Genomic DNA, 18,968 nt, shown 5'->3' on the forward strand with positions numbered 1-18,968 from the left:
GTAAACAATCAACGAAAGTTAGCCCATACGGTAGTTTGGCGCTTCTTTGGTGATGGTTACATCATGCACGTGAGACTCGGACATACCGGCAGATGTGATTTTCACAAACTTGGCATTTTGACGAAGATCATCAATGGTTGCAGAACCAGTATAGCCCATAGAAGAACGCAGACCGCCCATCATCTGATGCACGATATTGCCCATTGGGCCTTTGTACGGTACGCGACCTTCAATACCTTCAGGAACCAGTTTTTCAGCACCGGCTTTAGAATCCTGGAAGTAACGGTCAGCAGAACCAGTCGCACCGGCCATCGCACCCAAAGAACCCATACCACGGTAAGCTTTGTAGTAACGGCCCTGGAAGAATTCAACTTCGCCCGGTGCTTCTTCAGTACCCGCCATTAATGAACCTACCATGATGGTACTTGCACCAGCGCCAATCGCTTTTGCCATATCACCAGAGAAACGGATACCACCATCAGCAATCAATGGAATCTGCTCTTTCAATGCACGCGCAACAGAATCAATTGCGGAGATTTGTGGCATACCAATACCAGCCACGATACGAGTTGTACAGATTGAGCCAGGGCCGATACCCACTTTCACTGCGTCCGCACCCGCATCAAGCAATGCAAGCGCAGCATCACCAGTGGCGATGTTACCGCCAATCACTTGAACTTGTGGGTAGTTCTGTTTGACCCAGCGTACACGCTCGATCACACCCGCAGAGTGACCATGTGCAGTGTCCACAACAATCACGTCTACACCAGCATCAACCAGTGCTTCTACACGGCTTGGTGTTTCAGCGCCAGTACCGACTGCTGCACCTACACGTAGACGACCTAAATCATCTTTACAGCTATTTGGATAAAGTTCCGCTTTACGGAAATCAGTTACCGTGATCAAGCCTTTTAATTCGTTGTTTTCGCCAACAACGATAACTTTTTCAATACGGTTTTTTTGCAATAAGGCCTGAATGTTTTCTTTCGATTCGCCTTCACGCACAGTCACCAGACGGTCTTGACCAGTCATGATATTGCTGACCGGCTGTTCCAGATTGGTTTCAAAGCGTGTATCACGGCCTGTCACGATACCAACCACTTTACCGTCTTTAACTACGGGTACACCGCTGATGTTATTCGCTTGAGTCACAGCGATCAGTTCACGTACTGTAGTTTCTGGGGTAACTGTGATCGGATCTTTCACCATACCGGCTTCAAATTTTTTCACACGGCGTACTTCTGCGGCCTGGGCAGCAATATCCATGTTCTTGTGCAGAATACCGATACCGCCATTTTGTGCCATCGCAATTGCCATACGTGACTCAGTCACAGTATCCATAGCTGCTGAAACAAGTGGGATATTCAGGTTAATGCCGCGAGTCAGGCGTGTCTTTAGAGAGACATCTTTTGGGAGAACAGTAGAGTAGGCAGGGAGTAATAGGACATCATCGAAGGTTAACGCGTCTTGAACGATGGTCAACATAACAGTCTCACTGGTAATTTCCGTGCGCTATTATAAACAAATTTAGCTCTAAATTTCATTGCAATTGCAAAATTTATTTTGTCTAAATCTGGACTTAGATTTAATCCGAATATCTAAACCTGTAAATTTGACTATTCAATCAACAATTTAAATATGCCAGAGTAGTCATCATATTTATTTGCTTTACAAAATCCCTTACTAATTTTTTCTCCCATAAAAAAAGCAGAGTCCATACCCTGCTTTTTAAATCTTGAGTTTGAATTTAGCTCACCCGTTCGAATTTATCATCATTTTCGGCTTCATCCGGCTCAATCTGGATGAATGGAATCATATTGTGTGCCATCCGTGCTTTATTGCACTGGGCATCAGCGATCTGCACTTCTTTACAGGATGAGCTACGTAGCTCGTACATGCCGCAACTCACCTGCTCGCCAATCTTGCCTTCTAGCGCAACACAGCGCGGATTTTTCTGATTGGTTCCCGCCATGCATGAATAGACCGAGGTGACAGGCTCAGTATAGTGCTCGGGCATGGGAATCCCCTCTGCCCAATAAAATGAAACCCTGAAATAGGCGCAACATGCGCCACAACTTAAACATGCATCTTGTGTAGGAACTTGAGACAACATTTCTTATAAATTCTCGTCATCAAAAACAGTTTTTTTGCCGGCGGAAAATATAAAAAATGTTGTTTTTCTACTCAAGAAAAAATTTAAAATTTTCTTGAACTATTCAGGACAAGTAAAAACAGTTTCATCCATTAAATCAGTGCCACATTCCAGTGTTTCAATCCAGTCCAGAAACTGGTTAATCTGTTCTTTACCCACAAATGGTGTTCCATGTTGTGGCACAATCATGTCTACATCCATGGTACGTACCATCTGTACCCATAAACGAATCACCTTGTTATTGCACATATAGCGCTGGTGAAATCCTTTCATTTTCGGAATGTGCGCTGCAAAATTTTCCAGTGGCTTTGAAGCATCCTCGACCATTGACGCCCCCATATCACCCGAAAACAGGATCTTGGCAATCGGGTCATAAAACTGGAAATTACCGACTGAATGTAAAAAGTGCGCTGGAATAGCAATAATGCTGGATTGACCGAGTGGAATGATCTGACCATGATCCGGCAATTCAATCAGACGATCCAGCCAGTTACCTTTCATACGGTCACTCATAAAGGCTGAATTCAGATGCGGCAAGAATCGCGCCCAGAGCTTGGAAGCTACGACTTTGGCTTCGGTATAGACCAGCCAGCGCGGCATGGACGTAATAATGTCCGGATCCTGATGCGATGCCATCACATAATCCAGATTGCTTAACCGGGTATAGCGGTTCAGTTCCATGGTCAACGGTACATAAGTTAAATCACCGCCCGGATCAAGTACTGCAGCACGCTCATTGTCTAAAATCAGAAATTGGTTTGCCTGGACACCTTCACCTTTAACGAGACTGGTAAAACTAATACATTTATGTGTCCCATTATCAAACAAGACTTGCGATGTGGTGCGCTCGAAGGCCATCAGTAATCCCCAATTTTTTTCGTTTAGGATGGTTTTTCTATAGGCATATAACATATAGGGAATTAAATGAACTTACAATCAATAAAACTGGATATATAACTTTATTTATCAGCAAATTGAGCACAATTTCACAATAAAAAATCCCGAGTTTTTAGCTCAGGATTTATACGAAATTGATTTTTATTTTTAAAATAAATAATGTTGTGCCAAGGTGCCGACACCGATGATCAAGAAAATACTGGCGCCAATTTTATGAATCAGGCCGATTGGAAGTTTATTCGCCAGTTTATCACCGATAAATACCGCAGGTGCGTTGGCAATCATCATTCCGACGGTAGTACCCATCATCACCCAAAGCACACTGTCAAAACGTGCTGCCAGTGCCACTGTCGCAATCTGGGTTTTATCGCCAATTTCAGCCAGGAAGAACAGCACAAAAGTCGCACCAAACACGCCGTACTTTTGCCATTTATTGATACTGTCGTTTTCATCCCCTAATTCATCCGGAATCAGCATCCAGATTGCCATCCCAATAAAACCGACTGACACGATCCACAGCAAAATTTCTGGCCCAATAACGGTAGTGACCCATTGCCCCAGGGCTGCTGAAAGACCATGGTTAATCAGGGTTGCCAGTAAAATTGCAATTAAAATCGGTGTCGGTTTGCGGAAACGTGCTGCAAGAAGCAAAGCCAGTAACTGGGTTTTATCACCCATTTCGGCAAGTGCAACGATGGCCGTGGAAAGCAGGAATTCGTACATGCGGTCTTTCTCTGGCTGGCATTTTCTACCGATGATTCACCCTTCCCGCCAGCCAAAATCTGCAGAATGGTAAATCAAAGGTCTTGCCAACAAAAGAAAGCTTCGAGAAGCTTATTTGGTTCTTTGCTATGATGACCATGCCCTGTTGAGCAAATATGTTGACCATCACCCTTCTGCTTTGCGCAAAAGGCGGCTACTCCCCAATGAAGTGCGCCCATTATAGCCAACCGTGTTTATATTTACAAATTGTCATATAAAAAAACCCTGCCGGAGCAGGGTTTTTATTTTCATACATTCATGAATCAGATCAAGAGTGTACGAATATCCTTTAACAGCTTGGTCAGCTTATTGGTAAAGCGTGCAGCATCGGCACCATTAATTACGCGATGGTCATAAGACAGTGACAGTGGCAGCATCAAACGTGGATCAAAGCCCTCCCCATTCCATACCGGTTGCATGGTCGCAGGAGAAATACCCAAGATCGCCACTTGCGGCCAGTTCACCAACGGCGTAAATGCTGTACCGCCAATTGAGCCCAAGCTGGTGATGGTGAAGTTCGCACCTTGCAGATCTTTAGGTGATAATTTCTTATCACGCGCTTTCTGGCTTAACTCACCGAGCTCAATAGCGATCTTCTTGATCGACTTCTGGTCCGGGTTACGTAATACAGGAACAGTCAGACCATCTGGCGTCGCAACCGCAATGCCCATATGGATCTCATTCCGTAGCAATACCGATTTACCGTCATCAGACAGGTGACCGGCAAACTCACGCTCTTCTTTGAGCAGATAAGCTACAGCCTTGATAATGAAAGCCATGATGGTCAGGCCAATACCTTCTTTTTTGAAGTTGCCTTTCAGCTCATTACGCCAAGCTTCCAGCTCAGTGATATCGGCTGCATCAAACTGGGTCACTTGTGGGATGTAGTTATTTAAAGATAACTGTGGAATCGAAACCTGTTGCAGACGCGTCAAGGCTTTCTCTTCTACCCCACCAAAAGCACTGAAATCAGGCAGTTTTGGCAAGCCAGCAGGAGCTGCAGCTACCGCAGGTGCAACTGTTGTTTGCGGTGCAGTCAGGCGATCTTTCACATACGCAAACAGGTCTTCTTTCATTAGACGCTCATGCGGACCAGAAGCTTTCACTTCTGCCAATACCACACCCAGTTCACGAGCCAGTTTCCGCACAGCAGGACCAGCATAAACTTTGGCATTGGCAGCGTTCTGCTCTTTGGTGAGCTTGTCTGCACTATGCGTTTCAGGCGTCGCAGCAGCAGTGTCAGCTTTTGGCGCTGCGGCTGGTGCAGGTGTAGCTTTGGCTACAGGTGCTTCTGATTTTGTCGCTGGAGCTGCAGCAGGTGATGCTTGTCCTTCAGCTTTAATCGTAATCAGTGCCACACCTTCAGAAACACTCTGGCCCAGCTCAACATGAATCGCCTTAATCACTCCGGCAGTCGTGCTCGGCACTTCTACTGTCGCTTTATCCGATTCGACCACGATGATGCTCTGGTCTTTCTCCACCGTATCACCGACCTGTACCAGAATTTCTGCTACAGCAGCCTTGTCTACACCCAAGTCAGGTACTTTTACTTCAATATCGCCTGCAGGGGATGCCGCCTGTTGTGGTGCTGTTTCAGTTTTGGCTTCAGGTGTTGCTTGAGCTTTTGGCTTTTCTTCTGCTTGAGGCGCTGCTTGCTCAGCAGCTGGTGCTAAATCTGCAGTTTTCACTGTCAGAATCAGCACCCCCTCTTTGACTGAATCACCTTCCTGAATATGAATCGCTTCTACAGTACCTGCAACTGTACTTGGTACTTCAACTGTTGCTTTATCCGATTCAACCACGACCAGGCTTTGATCAACTTCAACTTCATCGCCAACCTGAACCAGAATTTCACCCACCAGGGCTTTTTCTACGCCAATATCCGGCAATTTCACTTCTACAGTAGATGTAGAAGCCGATTGAGAGGACTGTTCACTTTGGCTAGAGGCTTTAGGCTGATGTGTCGCCACTTCCTGCAGAATTTCCTCATCAGGCAATTCAGTTGGGGTATTTTCCGAAGTTTTGTCAGCAGCATCAGCTTCCTGACTTTCTACCGTACCGGCATCATCTTCAGCCTGCAGTTCAATCAAGACAGTACCTTCAGATACTTCATCACCCTGATTGATCAGGATGTTTTTGACCACACCTGCTGAAGTGCTTGGCACTTCAACAGAGGCTTTATCCGATTCCAGCAGCACAATACTTTCATCTACAGCGATGGTGTCACCCACCTTCACCAGGATTTCTGCCACAGTTGCCTTATCTACACCAATATCTGGAGTCGTAATTTGCATGATTAGTTCTCCTCTTTGTAGTCAGCAACAGCATGCAGTTCCGGGGTCGCCTGTGGCGCCCAAGCCACCGGACGATCAGTATCTAACTCAAAGCTAGAGATCGCATCTTTCACTAAACGTGCATCGACTTCACCTTCATCTGCCAGCTTCTTCAAGGTTGCTACGACAATATGTGCAGCATCGACACCAAAGTAGCTACGCAGGTTGCCACGGGTATCTGAACGGCCATAACCATCGGTACCCAAGGCTACGAATGGACGGCTATCTGGAAGATAGGCACGGATCTGTTCGCTATAGGCACGCATGTGATCAGTGGCCGATACCACAATACCGTCCTTGTCACGTAACTGCTGAGATACCCATGGTTCTTTCGCTTCTTCAGCCAGTGGATGCAGGCGGTTATATTCTTCACATGCCATACCATCGCGAGCGAGTTCGTTAAAGCTGGTCACGCTCCAGACATTGGCATGAATCTGATATTCCTCACGCAGGATTTTTGCGGCCTTGATCACTTCACGCAGAATCACGCCTGAACCCATCAACTGAACCGTCGCTTTTTCGTCTTCTTCCAGCAGATACATACCACGCTTGATGCCTTCTTCTGCACCTTGCGGCATTGGCGGATGTTCGTAGTTTTCATTCATCAGGGTCAGATAATAGAACACACGCTCCTGATTCACATACATACGTTGCAGACCATCATGCACGATCACAGCAAGCTCATAGCCAAAGCACGGGTCATAAGAGACACAGTTTGGAATGGTGTTGGCCAGAATATGCGAATGACCATCCTGATGCTGCAAGCCCTCACCATTTAAGGTAGTACGGCCAGCGGTTGCACCCAGCAAGAAACCTTGCGCCTGTGCATCACCTGCGGCCCAGGCAATATCGCCAATACGCTGGAAGCCGAACATCGAGTAGTACATGTACATCGGAATCATTGGCAGGTTATTGGTTGAATAACTGGTCGCCAAGGCTGCCCATGCGCTCATCGCACCGGCTTCGTTAATCCCTTCCTGTAACATATGACCGTCTTTGGCTTCACGGTAATGCATCAACTGTTCCTGATCTTCAGGGGTATATTGTTGACCATGCGCTGCATAGATCCCCAATTGACGGAACATCCCTTCCAGACCAAAGGTACGCGCTTCATCTGGCACGATCGGTACCACACGGTCCTTGATTGCTTTCTCTTTTAATAAGGCAGAGATGAGACGAACCATGACCATGGTGGTGGACTGTTCTTTACCGTTTGAACCTTTGAGCACAGCATCAAAAACAGAGAGCTCAGGAATTGGTAAAGATTCGCTTTCTTTGCGACGTGCTGGCAGATAACCACCCAGTGCTTCACGGCGTGCCTTCATATATTTAATTTCAGGCGAGTTTTCGCTTGGGCGGTAGAATGGAATTTCTTCCAGTTGTTCATCAGTAAATGGCAAGTTGAAACGGTTACGTACATATTTCAATGATTCCAGCTGCATTTTCTTGATTTGGTGGGTCTTATTCACCGCTTCAATTTCATCAGACAGACCATAACCTTTTACGGTTTTCGCCAGAATGACCGTTGGCTGACCTTTGGCCTTGGTCGCTTCTGCATAGGCAGCAAAGACTTTGTACGGGTCATGACCACCACGGTTCAGATTATCGATATCTTCATCGCTCAGGTCTTTGACCAAAGCTTCTGCTTCTGGATATTTACCAAAGAAATGTGCGCGTGCATAAGCACCACCTTTCACCTGATAGCGCTGATAATCACCATCTACTGCTTCTTCCATAATCGCTTTGAGTGCACCAGATTTGTCTTTATCCAGTAGCGGATCCCAATGACGACCCCAGACAACTTTAATCACGCGCCAGCCAGCACCACGGAACAATGATTCAAGTTCCTGAATGATCTTGCCATTACCACGTACCGGGCCATCCAGACGCTGCAAGTTACAGTTCACCACCCAGATCAGGTTGTCCAGCTTCTCACGACCCGCCAGTGAAATCGCGCCTAAGCTTTCCGGCTCATCCATTTCGCCATCGCCCAGATAAGCCCAGACTTTACGGTCTTCTTCCTTAATCAGGCCACGGTTCATCAGATACTTTTGAATATGCGCCTGATAGATCGACATGATTGGACCCAGGCCCATCGATACCGTCGGGAACTGCCAGTAGTCTGGCATCAAGTAAGGATGAGGATAAGAAGGCAGACCTTTGCCGCCGACTTCACGACGGAAATTATTCAGATGCTCTTCAGTTAAGCGGCCTTCTAGAAATGAGCGGGCATAAATCCCCGGGGCACAGTGACCTTGATAGTAAATCAGGTCGCCACCGAAGCTGTCGTTATTGGCACGGAAGAAATGGTTAAAACCCACATCGTATAAAGTGGCAGATGAAGCAAAGCTGGCCAAGTGACCACCTAGGTCATCACCGGTTTTATTTGCGCGAAGCACCATTGCCAAAGCATTCCAGCGGATCAGCGCGCGAATACGGCGCTCCATGTCCTGGTCGCCCGGCATCGCAGGTTGTTCTTCTACAGAAATAGTGTTTAAGTAGGGAGTATTTAAACGCTGAATAGGAACATGTTTGGCAATTGCGCGTTGATAAAGTTTTTCAAGTAAAAAGGCGGCGCGCTCGGTTCCCATGTGTTGCAAAACGGAGTCAAAAGCGTCTTGCCATTCTTGGGTTTCTTGAGCGTCGGTATCTCCATAAAACGCCATAATCTACAGTTCCTGAAAGCCAAATTGATCACTTATATGTATCATATTTACGGCTTATACAGGTATGGCCTTGGCTGAATGCGGTTCTGGAGTACTATTTATTATCTAAATATACATTGACACTTTCTTACACAAAGTAACAAAAAGAAGTCAATAATGGCGATTTTTTATACGACAGTTATAATTCTCGGTGATAATATAATATCTAAAAGCAATTAGACCGAACTCCTTCTCTACTCCCTGGAAGAAATGTTCAGTCTAATTGCCTTAAAAGCGGTTTGATTGATTTTTTATGAGTATCAAGTATCAGACGTATTAAAGTATTTCAGTTATTTTGAGCAAAGCTACGCTTAAGGCAACATTGCTAAATAAGTTGAAGGATTTTTACGTTGACCGTCTTTTACTACTTCATAGTGTAGATGAGGACCAGTACAACGACCTGTACAACCTACATTCGCAATATGATCACCGGCTTGCACCTGATCTCCCACACGTGCAATCAAGCGTGAAGCATGGGCATAACGAGTAAGGTATCCATTACCATGGTTAATTTCGACATACTGACCATAACCTGTACCCCAACCCGATTTGGTTACGATACCAGGACCAGTTGCATAGATCGGGGTACCGCTTGCAGCAGCCAGATCTAGACCTGAGTGATTTTCAGCACGACCACCCATGGTACGGCCGCCAAAATTTGAGCTGACACGTTTCATGTCGGGTAATGGATGAGCCACTAACCACGAATAAGGATTATTTGAAGATGCAACTTTGCTAGATCTAGATGAAGAATTGCCATATTTTTGGGCAATGGTCTGATTATTCAGTTCAACCGGTTTTTCACGTAGCTGAACATTTAATTTGGTTTGTGCGGGAATATCAATATCTTCAGGATGGGTATAAGAACCCTGCGATAAAGTACGTGTTAACTGCTCAAGACGGTCAGGTGTAGCATCTTGTTGATTCAGATCCACTAAATCTGCAAAAGCTACTGAAGCAGCTGAAACCGAAATAGAAAATGCCAATAGGATACGTCGCATAGGCATATGCATAAAAAACCTCTCTAAACTGCTAATCGAGTTTCTTGAAGATCTCTTCCTTGATATCCACTTTAAGAAGCGCATAAGATTAAGACATAAACATGTAGGAATTATGTATGTCGGAACCTGTCAACGTCTTTCAAAAAACAAGAAAACAGATAAAAACAGGAAACTTTTCGTTTCTCTCATCACAAGTTTCTGCATGGCAGAAGCTTACGAAACTCGTACAACCGCTATTGCCTCAACCCGAACAATGGCAAGTTGCCTGCTATCAAAATGGTGTGTTAACGATTACTGGTGAAAACCAAGCCATGATTTCTCAATTGGCCTATCTTCAAAAGCAATACATCTCACAACTCTCTCAAATAAACGAATTAAAAGATCTCACTAAAATCCAGGTTTGCTTAAGGAATCCATCCCCTGTTCAACCGGTTCCAGAAAAATCTGAAAGAGCCTTGAGTCCAGAAACACAGGAATTACTTCGCGGTGCTGCTGACTTTATAAGCGACCCTAAGCTTAGCCAAGCTTTACTACGTTTGGCAAGCAATAAAAAGTAACATTGCAATGAGATGTAATAAATTCCAATGTTATTTTTATGTGACAGGTGTCACATTAGATGCAGCTAAGTTATAACACAAAGACACAAAGACAAGGACTTATGTCACAGTTACATAACTAATTGGACATTGAGTTACGTCATCAAATGTTACAATTTCATAGCTGCTTGGGTCACTTTTCACGTTACGCAATAGTTGATTATTCAAAGCATGCCCTGATTTGTAACCATCAAATTTGGCAATAATCTGGTGGCCTAGCAGGTATAAATCACCAACTGCATCTAGAATTTTGTGGCGTACAAACTCATCCGAGAAACGCAAACCTTCTTCATTGACTACGCCGGTTTCATCTACACCGATGGCATTTTCCAAGCTTGCACCCAAAGCCAGATTATTGGCTTTCAAGTAGTCAAGGTCTTTCATAAAGCCGAATGTACGCGCTTCACTGACTTCATAAACAAAGGTTTCTGTAGAAAAATCGATGCTGGCAGATTGATGTTCTTTTTTAAAGGCAGGATGATCAAAATCAATAGTGAAATTTAGCTGAAAGCCGTCATGTGGGCTGAAAATCGCCCGTTTATCATCGATCAGGGCTTCAACAGGTTTAATAATTTTAATAAATTTCTTTGGTGCATCTAGTTCTTGCAAGCCGCCCTGCATGAGCAGATAAATGAAAGGTCCGGCACTGCCATCCATAATGGGAACTTCTGAAGCTGACACTTCAATAATCAGGTTATCAATACCTAATCCTGCAATGGCGCTCATCACATGCTCAATCGTACCCACTTTGGCATTTGACTGAACCAGGTTCGAACACATGAAGGCTTCCTGGATCAATAAGGCATCTGCAGGAATATCGACAGGTGGATCCAGATCAATACGACGAAACACAATGCCCCCATCGGCGTGGTGTGGCACAAAGTTAATCATAACCTTCTGCCCACTATGAAGACCGATTCCGCTCGCTTTCACGATACGTTGCAGGGTACGTTGTTTCAACATGCTTTTTATCATCTGTTCACCAATAAAACCGCTATACGTTAGCATATTTGGCCATTGATAAAAAACAAAAGGTGGCTCTAAAGCCACCTTTTCTGTGCAATCATCGTAAACACATGCTGTTACATATTATTTGCGCTGTTGATTTTTAAGATAATCTTGGATGCTCATTGGCGTTGGACGCGGACTAGAAACTGAAGCGGCAGGATTAGCTGCTGCACCTGCTTCATTTTGCTGACGCTGAATTGCCGGTACATCATCATCTTCAACTACTGCCTGTGATGATGATGGACGTACTGCCTGTACATTTGCGCGTTTAGTCGGCTCAACCGAATCTGCAGCATGGCGAGTCAAACCAGTCGCAATCACCGTTACACTGATTTCATCACGAGCATCAGGGTCAAATACTGTGCCGTAGAAGACCTGACCTTCGTCCAGATCCACGATCTGGTTTACAACATCAGTAATTTCTTCGATTTCACCGAAGGTTACGTCATCACCACCCGTCACGTTAATCAGAATACCTTTGGCATTCATGATGGTGACGTTATCCAGTAATGGGCTGCGAATCGCCTGTTCTGCTGCCTGACGTGCACGGTTTTCACCACGACCCAAGCCTACCCCCATCATGGCATAACCACGTGTACTCATTGCAGTTTTCAGATCGGCGAAGTCAAGGTTAATGTGACCAGGACGTACCACCAGGTCAAAGATACTACGTACCGCATTCAACAGTACATCATCCGCTTTTTTATATGCATCCTTCATTGAAATATCACGGAAGACTTTCAATAGACGCTGGTTTGGAATGATGATCAGAGAATCTACATGCTGTTCTAACGCTTCAATCCCCTTCTCGGCAGATTGCAGACGGCGTTTACCTTCAAAGTTGAATGGTGTAGTTACGACACCAACAGTGAGGATACCCATTTCTTTAGCAATTTCAGCAACGACTGGCGCAGCACCGGTACCTGTACCACCACCCATACCGGCGGTGACAAATACCATATCGGTACCTTCAAGCTGCTGGCGGATCAGTTCACGGCTTTCTTCTGCTGCCGCTTGACCGACCTGTGGATTTGCTCCAGCACCCAGACCACGTGTACTTTGCTCGCCCAGCTGAATTTTAAATTCGGCTTCCATGCGATCCAGTGCCTGTTTGTCTGTATTGGCACAGACGAACTTTACGCCCTGGATATCGGACTGCAACATATGCTGTACAGCATTACCACCCGCACCACCTACACCAAATACAGTGAAACGGGCTTGACCATTGCTATCGCTATGATCTTCTTCGAAAAATTCAAATGAGGCCATGACCTATAAAATTCCTAATTCATAATTGGCAGTCACTAAGCCCGTATACTGCCTTAATCTTGATAAAAATTGTTTTTAAGAATGCTGCTCAAGCAAGCACTTGTCAAGTACAAGCCCGATTAACTACAACTTCCCAACAATATTCACAATAAAAATCGCTTAAAAGATCGCTTTTAACGTTTCGTTAAAACCTGACCATGCCCGTTTAATGCGCTGTGTTACTGATAACTTGTCCCCGTCTTCGGTCTCAACGAGGGTTTCCTGGGTATCACTCTGGCTAAACATCAGCAAACCAGCCACTGTTGCGTACTGGGAACGACGTAAAGCCGCCTGGTGCTGTTCATCTGCATAGACCTGTACCGGCGGATTGCCCAGATGTGCAGATACACCCAAGGTACGGCGTACAAAGCTGACCATACCTTCAATCTGACTGGCATCACCAGTCAGCACCACACCATGATACAGTCCCTGCATCGCGCCATGGTTCACCAGTTCATCACGCACCAGACCCATGATTTCTTCATAACGCGCCATGATAATTTCAGTCAGTTCAATCCGGCTAATGGTTTGTGGTCCATCAATGCCCTGGAACTGAATCATATGCTCTGGTTTAACCACTTTCAGGTCAACACAGCCATAGAGCAATTTCAGACGTTCTGCTTCTTCTGTCGTGGTCTGTAAAACTGCTGCAATATCACGGGTCACATGTTCACCGCCACGCTGAATAGTATGGGTTAACGCCAAACGGCCATCCAAATAAACAGCAATATTGGTGGTTCCCGCACCGATATCTACCAGACACACGCCATATTCTTTTTCATCTTTCAGCAGGCTGGCTTCAGCAGTAGCTAGACAGGACACCACCATTTTCTCCACACCGATATTGGCCCCTTTTAAAGCGCGGTCAATATTCTGCATGGTGCTGATCGGTAACATCATCAAATGATAATGCCCGGTCATGCTATGTGCCGACATACGGATCGGGTTGAGTACCCACTCAGGTGCATCATCCAGCTCGAAGCCCAAAGGCACCGCACTCACCAGATAATGATCTGAGGTGACATGACTGGCTTTGGCCAGCTCAAGTGCCCGCACCACTTCACTGGTCGTAATTGAATGTTCACTATTATCAATGGTGGTACGACCCGAGGCATAAAAGCTTTTTAATTCAGCACTTGGGATCGAAATCCACGCAGAATGCACACGACATTCAGCCATATCTTCCGCTTCTTGTACGGCGTTTTTAATGGCGGTAATGACTTTATCGAGACTGACAATTTTTCCTTTATTCATGCCTCGGTTACGAGCGGTCGCCATCCCAATCACTTGGATATTGTCTGGCGCGTGTACCTTACCAATCAAAACTGAAACTTTGTGTGTCCCAATGTCAATCGCCACAACCGAGGGAACAGCTTCACTCATTATTAACTACTACCATTACGTGTTTGTTAGATTTATGGCTTTATAAGGCCTCTAGTTTTTAAAGCCGGTCATTATGGCTTTACTGTTACATTATTCTCAACGCCCGTGTCATTAATGGTTACAATAAATTGACCATTTACAATTTTAGGCGGAATTGAATTTTTCCATTGAATCGCCAATCCATTGCGATAACGCAGGTCGATCGCTGAAATTTTCGACCATACCGGTTTTAGTTCGCTATAGGACAGATGACTCAAACGTTGCAACTTGCTCATGGTTTGGTCTTTATCGACAATCACACGCAAACCTGAATCAAACTGCATAAACCAGGTCATTCGTTCAGTTAAATATAATTCTTTTAAACGAATACCTTGTGGTAAAAATAACTGATTGATTTCATTATAACGTCGCATCATGGTTTCTGCATGGCTCGCCGGCCCATGTAGTAACGGTAATGCCTGATAATTCTTGGGTGTGACTTCCGTAAAAATCACACCACTGTCACTTAGTAAACGCCCTGTTCCCCAACGTGCAATGGCATGATGCGGCATTACCCGGACATGAATTTTGTCTGGCCAGGCACGAGATACCACGACACGATCCACCCAAGACAATTCCAGTGCACGGTCACGAATCGATTCCAGGTCCGAAGTAAAATAGTTTTCAGTCACAATCGGTGAAACGTACTGCATGACCTGACGCTCTTCAGCTGCTGTACGCGTTCCTGCCACTTTCAGCTCTGCTACCTGAGCATCCGTCATCACCTTATACAGGCCAAAAATCCCAAAAGCTAGCACCACCAGCGCGACACACAACAAGGCCCAACCACCTAGGTTGGTCAGTTTTTCTTTGCGTGTCGGCGGCTTGTCGTGAATTGAGGTAATCGCAGCACGTTTACGGCGCATGGTTGCTGGGAGTTGAGCCATAACTTAGTGTGCCGCACCGTTTAATGTTTGTTCCAGAATCGCTACACAGAGCGCATCAAAACTATAGCCGACGGCTGCTGCCGCTTTTGGTACCAGAGAATGACTGGTCATCCCCGGAACTGTATTCACTTCCAGCAACCAGAAATTACCCTGTTCATCCTGCATTGCATCAATACGGCCCCAGCCACTTGCACCCACCGCCTGGAAGGCACGTAGAGCCAAGGCTTGCAATTCTTTCTCTTCAGACTCGCTTAAGCCACATGGAATGCCATATTCCACATCATTACGCTGATATTTAGCTTCATAGTCATAGAAAGCCACATCTTCTGGCGGTTGCAGACGAATGACAGGTAGGGCCTGACCATTCAGAATTACAATGGTAAATTCACGGCCTGTGATCCATTTCTCTGCCATAACCACGGCATCATGTTCAGTGGCTTTGGCAATCGCATCAGCAAAGTCTTCTACTTTTTCAACTTTACTCATGCCAATACTCGAACCTTCGTGTACAGGCTTAATGATCAGCGGCAAATCTAGAGCAGATACAATTTCTTGCGCATTCGAGTTCTTGGTCACGATACGATATGGCGCAGTAGGTAATTCTGAACCCTGCCAAACCTGTTTGGTTTTGACTTTATCCATACCAATGGCAGAACCCTGTACGCCTGTACCGGTATATGGAATATTCAACCATTCCAGCGCACCCTGAATCTGACCGTCTTCACCGCCACGACCATGCAATACCACAAACGCACGATCATAATTTACCAGCTCGGTAACACTACGCTCTTGTGGATCAAACGCTTCTGCATTGACCCCAGAACGCATTAATGCCTCAAGTACGGCGGTTCCACTATCTAGCGAAACCTCACGCTCTGCAGATTTACCACCCAGCAATACGGCAACTTTTCCGAATTTTGAAGCATTTGACACGTTTATATCCTTAAACTTTTTGAATCTGTTCAATCAGTCATAACATGACTATTTTACTTTACATATAAATGATTTTGAGCAAGTTCGATTGAGATTGCTCCAACATTACCTGCGCCTTGGGTTAATAACAAGTCATTTGCTTGCAATACCTTTTTCATCACCTGGCTCAGGTTCCCCTCAACCGGATCAATCAGGATTGGTTCAACTTCCCCACGTAAACGGATACTACGTGCCAATGCGCGGCTATCTGCACCTACAATTGGCTTTTCCCCTGCCGGATACACTTCAAGTAAGAGCAGCTGATCAACTTGTGAAAGCACTTCTACGAAGTCATCAAAACAGTCACGGGTACGGCTGAAACGGTGCGGCTGGAACATCATCACCAGACGGCGATCTGGATGGCTGGCACGAGCCGCTTTAATAGTGGCTTCTACTTCTTTTGGATGGTGACCATAGTCATCGACCAGTTTCACATCGCCGCCTTCAAGTTCGAATTGACCTTGTACCTGGAAACGACGACCTACACCACTGAAGCCTTCCAGTGCACGGCAAATAGCTGCATCGGATACGCCTTCATCCGTTGCAATCCCAATTGCAGCCAAGGCATTGAGTACATTGTGCAGACCCGGCTGATTCACAGTCACGCGTAGCGGCTCACGATCTTTACGTAATACGGTAAAGTGGCTGCGCATACCTTCTTGTACGACATCGACGGCACGAATGTCATTATCTTCATTAAAACCATAAGTCAGTAATGGACGACCAATACGTGGCATGATTTCACGGATATTGGCATCGTCACCACACACAACCGCTAAACCATAGAATGGCAGTTTTTGCAGAAACTGGATAAAGGTATCTTTTAAAACATCGAAGCTACCGCCATAAGTATCCATATGGTCAGCATCGATATTGGTCACCACGGCAGCCATTGGTTCTAGATAAAGGAATGAGGCATCTGATTCATCGGCTTCTGCCACGATATAACGACTTGCACCCAAAGCGGCATTCACACCGGTACGGTTTAGCAAACCGCCGATCACATAAGTTGGATCCAGATTTTCTTCTGCCAGCATACAGGTGATCAGGCTGGTGGTTGTGGTTTTACCGTGAGTGCCTGCAACCGCGATCCCGTGACGGTAACGCATCAGCTCACCCAGCATTTCTGCACGGCGGACTACCGGTGTACGGGTTTCAAGAGCCGCCTTGATTTCCGGGTTTTCCTTATCAATCGCGGTAGATACCACGATGACATTGGCACCCTTAATATTGCTGGCTGCATGGCCGATATAGACCTTGATACCATTTTCTTCTAATTGAGCCGTAGTTTTAGAGGCCTTGATGTCTGAACCAGAAACTTTATACCCCTGGTTTTTCAGTACTTCCGCGATCCCGCACATCCCTGCACCACCAATCCCTACAAAATGGATATGCTTGATCCGGCGCATTTCCGGGACTTTAATTAATTTCTTTGCTTGGTCTGCTGGGGTTACTGGAGACATAATTTACTCGGATTACAATTCTTGAATTAAACGGACCACATGCTGGGTCGCATCGGGTTGAGCCTGACGGCGTGCTTTTACCGCCATTTCCATCAATACCTGACGGTCAAGCATCGGCTCTAATAAGGTTTTTAAACTGTCTGGCGTCAAAGTAGCCTGCGGGCAGATTTTGGCTGCCTGCTGATTGGCCAGGAATTTGGCATTCGCAGTTTGGTGATCATCAACCGCACTTGGTAGCGGTACAAAAATCGCGGCTACACCGGCAGTTGCAATTTCAGTAACCGTTAGTGCACCGGCACGGCAAATGACCAGATCGGCGTCGCTATAAGCTTGGGCCATATCTTCAATAAAAGGCTGAACTTCAACCTGTAAGGAGGCGGGTTTGTCTGCATAACGTGCGCGCGTTGCTTCAGCGTGATTTTGACCACACTGATGATAGACATTTAACGGCACATTCAACTGTTTCAAGGCTTCCGGCACACGTTCATTTAAGGCTTGTGCCCCAAGTGAACCGCCAACAATCAGAATTCGTAGTGGCTGGCCAGCTTTTTCCCGCTCCTGATAACGCCAGGACGGATTTAAAATTTCTGTAATTTCTTTACGTACTGGATTACCGGTGGTCACTACTTTGTCTTGTGCCGGGAAAGTATCAGGAAAAGCCTGACATACCGTTTTAGCGACCCGTGACAACTGGGTATTGGTAAAACCCGCGACTGCATTTTGCTCGTGAATAATTACAGGAATACCCAGGATCCGCGCTGCCAGACCACCCGGTCCTGCCACATAACCGCCAAAGCCTGCAACAGCTTCGACTTTGAGCTGTTTCATATGCTTCATAGCACTAAGAGTGGCTTTTAAAATTTTAAACGGGGCCAAGACTTTACGCACAAAACCATTGCCACGCACACCTTGAATATCGATTTGATAAATTGGAATATTATGGTTTTTTAATAATCGGTTTTCCATGCCCGCTGGTGTTGCCAACCAGGACACTTCAATTCCTTGTTGTTGTAGATCTTTTGCAACGGCTAACGCTGGAAACACATGTCCACCCGTACCTGCGGCCATCATCATGACATGTTTAGGCTGTTTTTGCTGAGCGTCGGTCACGGTCTAATTCTTCAATTAAAAAATGAAACAGGAGGTCTAATTTAAGTCATCAATTGTAATCACAAACGCTTGCCCTTGAAAGTTTATTTACCTTATTTCAACAAGCGTTTCATTGTTTTTTTCATACTAATTTGAAGTTTAAACTAGTTTTATTATAAGGTCTGCATTTTTCCTTAGACTTAAGTGAAATATAAGCATAATTTTTAAATATTTTTCATTTAATCTTTTTATACCTACTTCCTAAATCTATACATTTTTCACTAATTACTGGCTATTTTTCCATTTAATTCATCCTATTAACTTATGCCTAAATCATATAAATCTGAATAAAATTTTATGTTATCCCTATATC

15 protein-coding genes and 1 riboswitch are annotated in these 18,968 nt (G+C 45.4%); of the genes, 1 reads left to right on the plus strand and 14 read right to left on the minus strand.

Features of this window, described 5'->3' with window-relative positions:
* Positions 1–18: 18 nt before the first annotated feature.
* The 7 genes from guaB to FTV14_RS05260 form a co-directional block, all read right to left on the minus strand.
* Positions 19–1,485 carry an IMP dehydrogenase gene (guaB, locus tag FTV14_RS05230; protein WP_034170242.1) on the minus strand — a complete coding sequence of 489 codons (1,467 nt, stop codon included), beginning with the start codon at positions 1,483–1,485 and terminating at the stop codon, positions 19–21.
* A 262-nt stretch (positions 1,486–1,747) separates the two neighbouring features.
* Positions 1,748–2,113, minus strand: coding sequence for a YkgJ family cysteine cluster protein (locus FTV14_RS05235; protein ID WP_180031000.1), 366 nt, complete (start codon positions 2,111–2,113; stop codon positions 1,748–1,750).
* A 99-nt stretch (positions 2,114–2,212) separates the two neighbouring features.
* Entirely contained in the window at positions 2,213–3,010 is a 798-nt protein-coding gene (locus tag FTV14_RS05240) for an MBL fold metallo-hydrolase (protein ID WP_180030998.1), read from the minus strand.
* A gap of 186 nt (positions 3,011–3,196) precedes the next feature.
* Entirely contained in the window at positions 3,197–3,772 is a 576-nt protein-coding gene (locus tag FTV14_RS05245; protein ID WP_159123792.1) for a TMEM165/GDT1 family protein, read from the minus strand.
* A 73-nt stretch (positions 3,773–3,845) separates the two neighbouring features.
* Positions 3,846–3,986: riboswitch (yybP-ykoY riboswitch) on the minus strand.
* A gap of 88 nt (positions 3,987–4,074) precedes the next feature.
* On the minus strand, positions 4,075–6,105 hold the full coding sequence (locus FTV14_RS05250) for a 2-oxo acid dehydrogenase subunit E2 (protein ID WP_180030996.1): 2,031 nt from the start codon (positions 6,103–6,105) through the stop codon (positions 4,075–4,077).
* A 2-nt stretch (positions 6,106–6,107) separates the two neighbouring features.
* Positions 6,108–8,810, minus strand: a complete 2,703-nt coding sequence (aceE, locus tag FTV14_RS05255) for a pyruvate dehydrogenase (acetyl-transferring), homodimeric type (RefSeq protein WP_180011097.1) — start codon at positions 8,808–8,810, stop codon at positions 6,108–6,110.
* A 350-nt stretch (positions 8,811–9,160) separates the two neighbouring features.
* Complete coding sequence (locus tag FTV14_RS05260; protein ID WP_180031070.1) at positions 9,161–9,856, minus strand: M23 family metallopeptidase; 696 nt, start codon at positions 9,854–9,856, stop codon at positions 9,161–9,163.
* A 110-nt stretch (positions 9,857–9,966) separates the two neighbouring features.
* On the opposite strand from FTV14_RS05260, the gene FTV14_RS05265 reads away from it, so the two are divergent.
* Positions 9,967–10,407: a DciA family protein gene (locus tag FTV14_RS05265; protein WP_004781492.1), complete on the plus strand. Its 441-nt coding sequence runs from the start codon at positions 9,967–9,969 to the stop codon at positions 10,405–10,407.
* Between the two features lie 99 nt (positions 10,408–10,506).
* On the opposite strand, the gene lpxC is transcribed toward FTV14_RS05265, so the two are convergent.
* The 7 genes from lpxC to murG all read right to left on the minus strand — a co-directional run bounded on the left by lpxC (position 10,507) and on the right by murG (position 18,616).
* On the minus strand, positions 10,507–11,409 hold the full coding sequence (gene lpxC, locus FTV14_RS05270; RefSeq protein WP_034170289.1) for a UDP-3-O-acyl-N-acetylglucosamine deacetylase: 903 nt from the start codon (positions 11,407–11,409) through the stop codon (positions 10,507–10,509).
* A 126-nt stretch (positions 11,410–11,535) separates the two neighbouring features.
* Positions 11,536–12,723, minus strand: coding sequence for a cell division protein FtsZ (gene ftsZ / locus FTV14_RS05275; RefSeq protein ID WP_179991920.1), 1,188 nt, complete (start codon positions 12,721–12,723; stop codon positions 11,536–11,538).
* Between the two features lie 159 nt (positions 12,724–12,882).
* Complete coding sequence (gene ftsA, locus FTV14_RS05280; RefSeq protein WP_159123790.1) at positions 12,883–14,145, minus strand: cell division protein FtsA; 1,263 nt, start codon at positions 14,143–14,145, stop codon at positions 12,883–12,885.
* A 71-nt stretch (positions 14,146–14,216) separates the two neighbouring features.
* Positions 14,217–15,071, minus strand: a complete 855-nt coding sequence (locus FTV14_RS05285) for a cell division protein FtsQ/DivIB (protein WP_179991919.1) — start codon at positions 15,069–15,071, stop codon at positions 14,217–14,219.
* Positions 15,072–15,074: 3 nt separating this feature from the next.
* Entirely contained in the window at positions 15,075–16,004 is a 930-nt protein-coding gene (locus tag FTV14_RS05290) for a D-alanine--D-alanine ligase (RefSeq protein WP_166137467.1), read from the minus strand.
* 53 nt (positions 16,005–16,057) lie between these two features.
* Entirely contained in the window at positions 16,058–17,506 is a 1,449-nt protein-coding gene (murC, locus tag FTV14_RS05295; RefSeq protein ID WP_005232692.1) for a UDP-N-acetylmuramate--L-alanine ligase, read from the minus strand.
* 12 nt (positions 17,507–17,518) lie between these two features.
* Positions 17,519–18,616: an undecaprenyldiphospho-muramoylpentapeptide beta-N-acetylglucosaminyltransferase gene (murG, locus tag FTV14_RS05300; RefSeq protein ID WP_034703617.1), complete on the minus strand. Its 1,098-nt coding sequence runs from the start codon at positions 18,614–18,616 to the stop codon at positions 17,519–17,521.
* Positions 18,617–18,968: the final 352 nt, after the last annotated feature.

This window comes from Acinetobacter sp. YH12236, from assembly GCF_013417645.1.
Taxonomy (GTDB): Bacteria; Pseudomonadota; Gammaproteobacteria; order Pseudomonadales; family Moraxellaceae; genus Acinetobacter.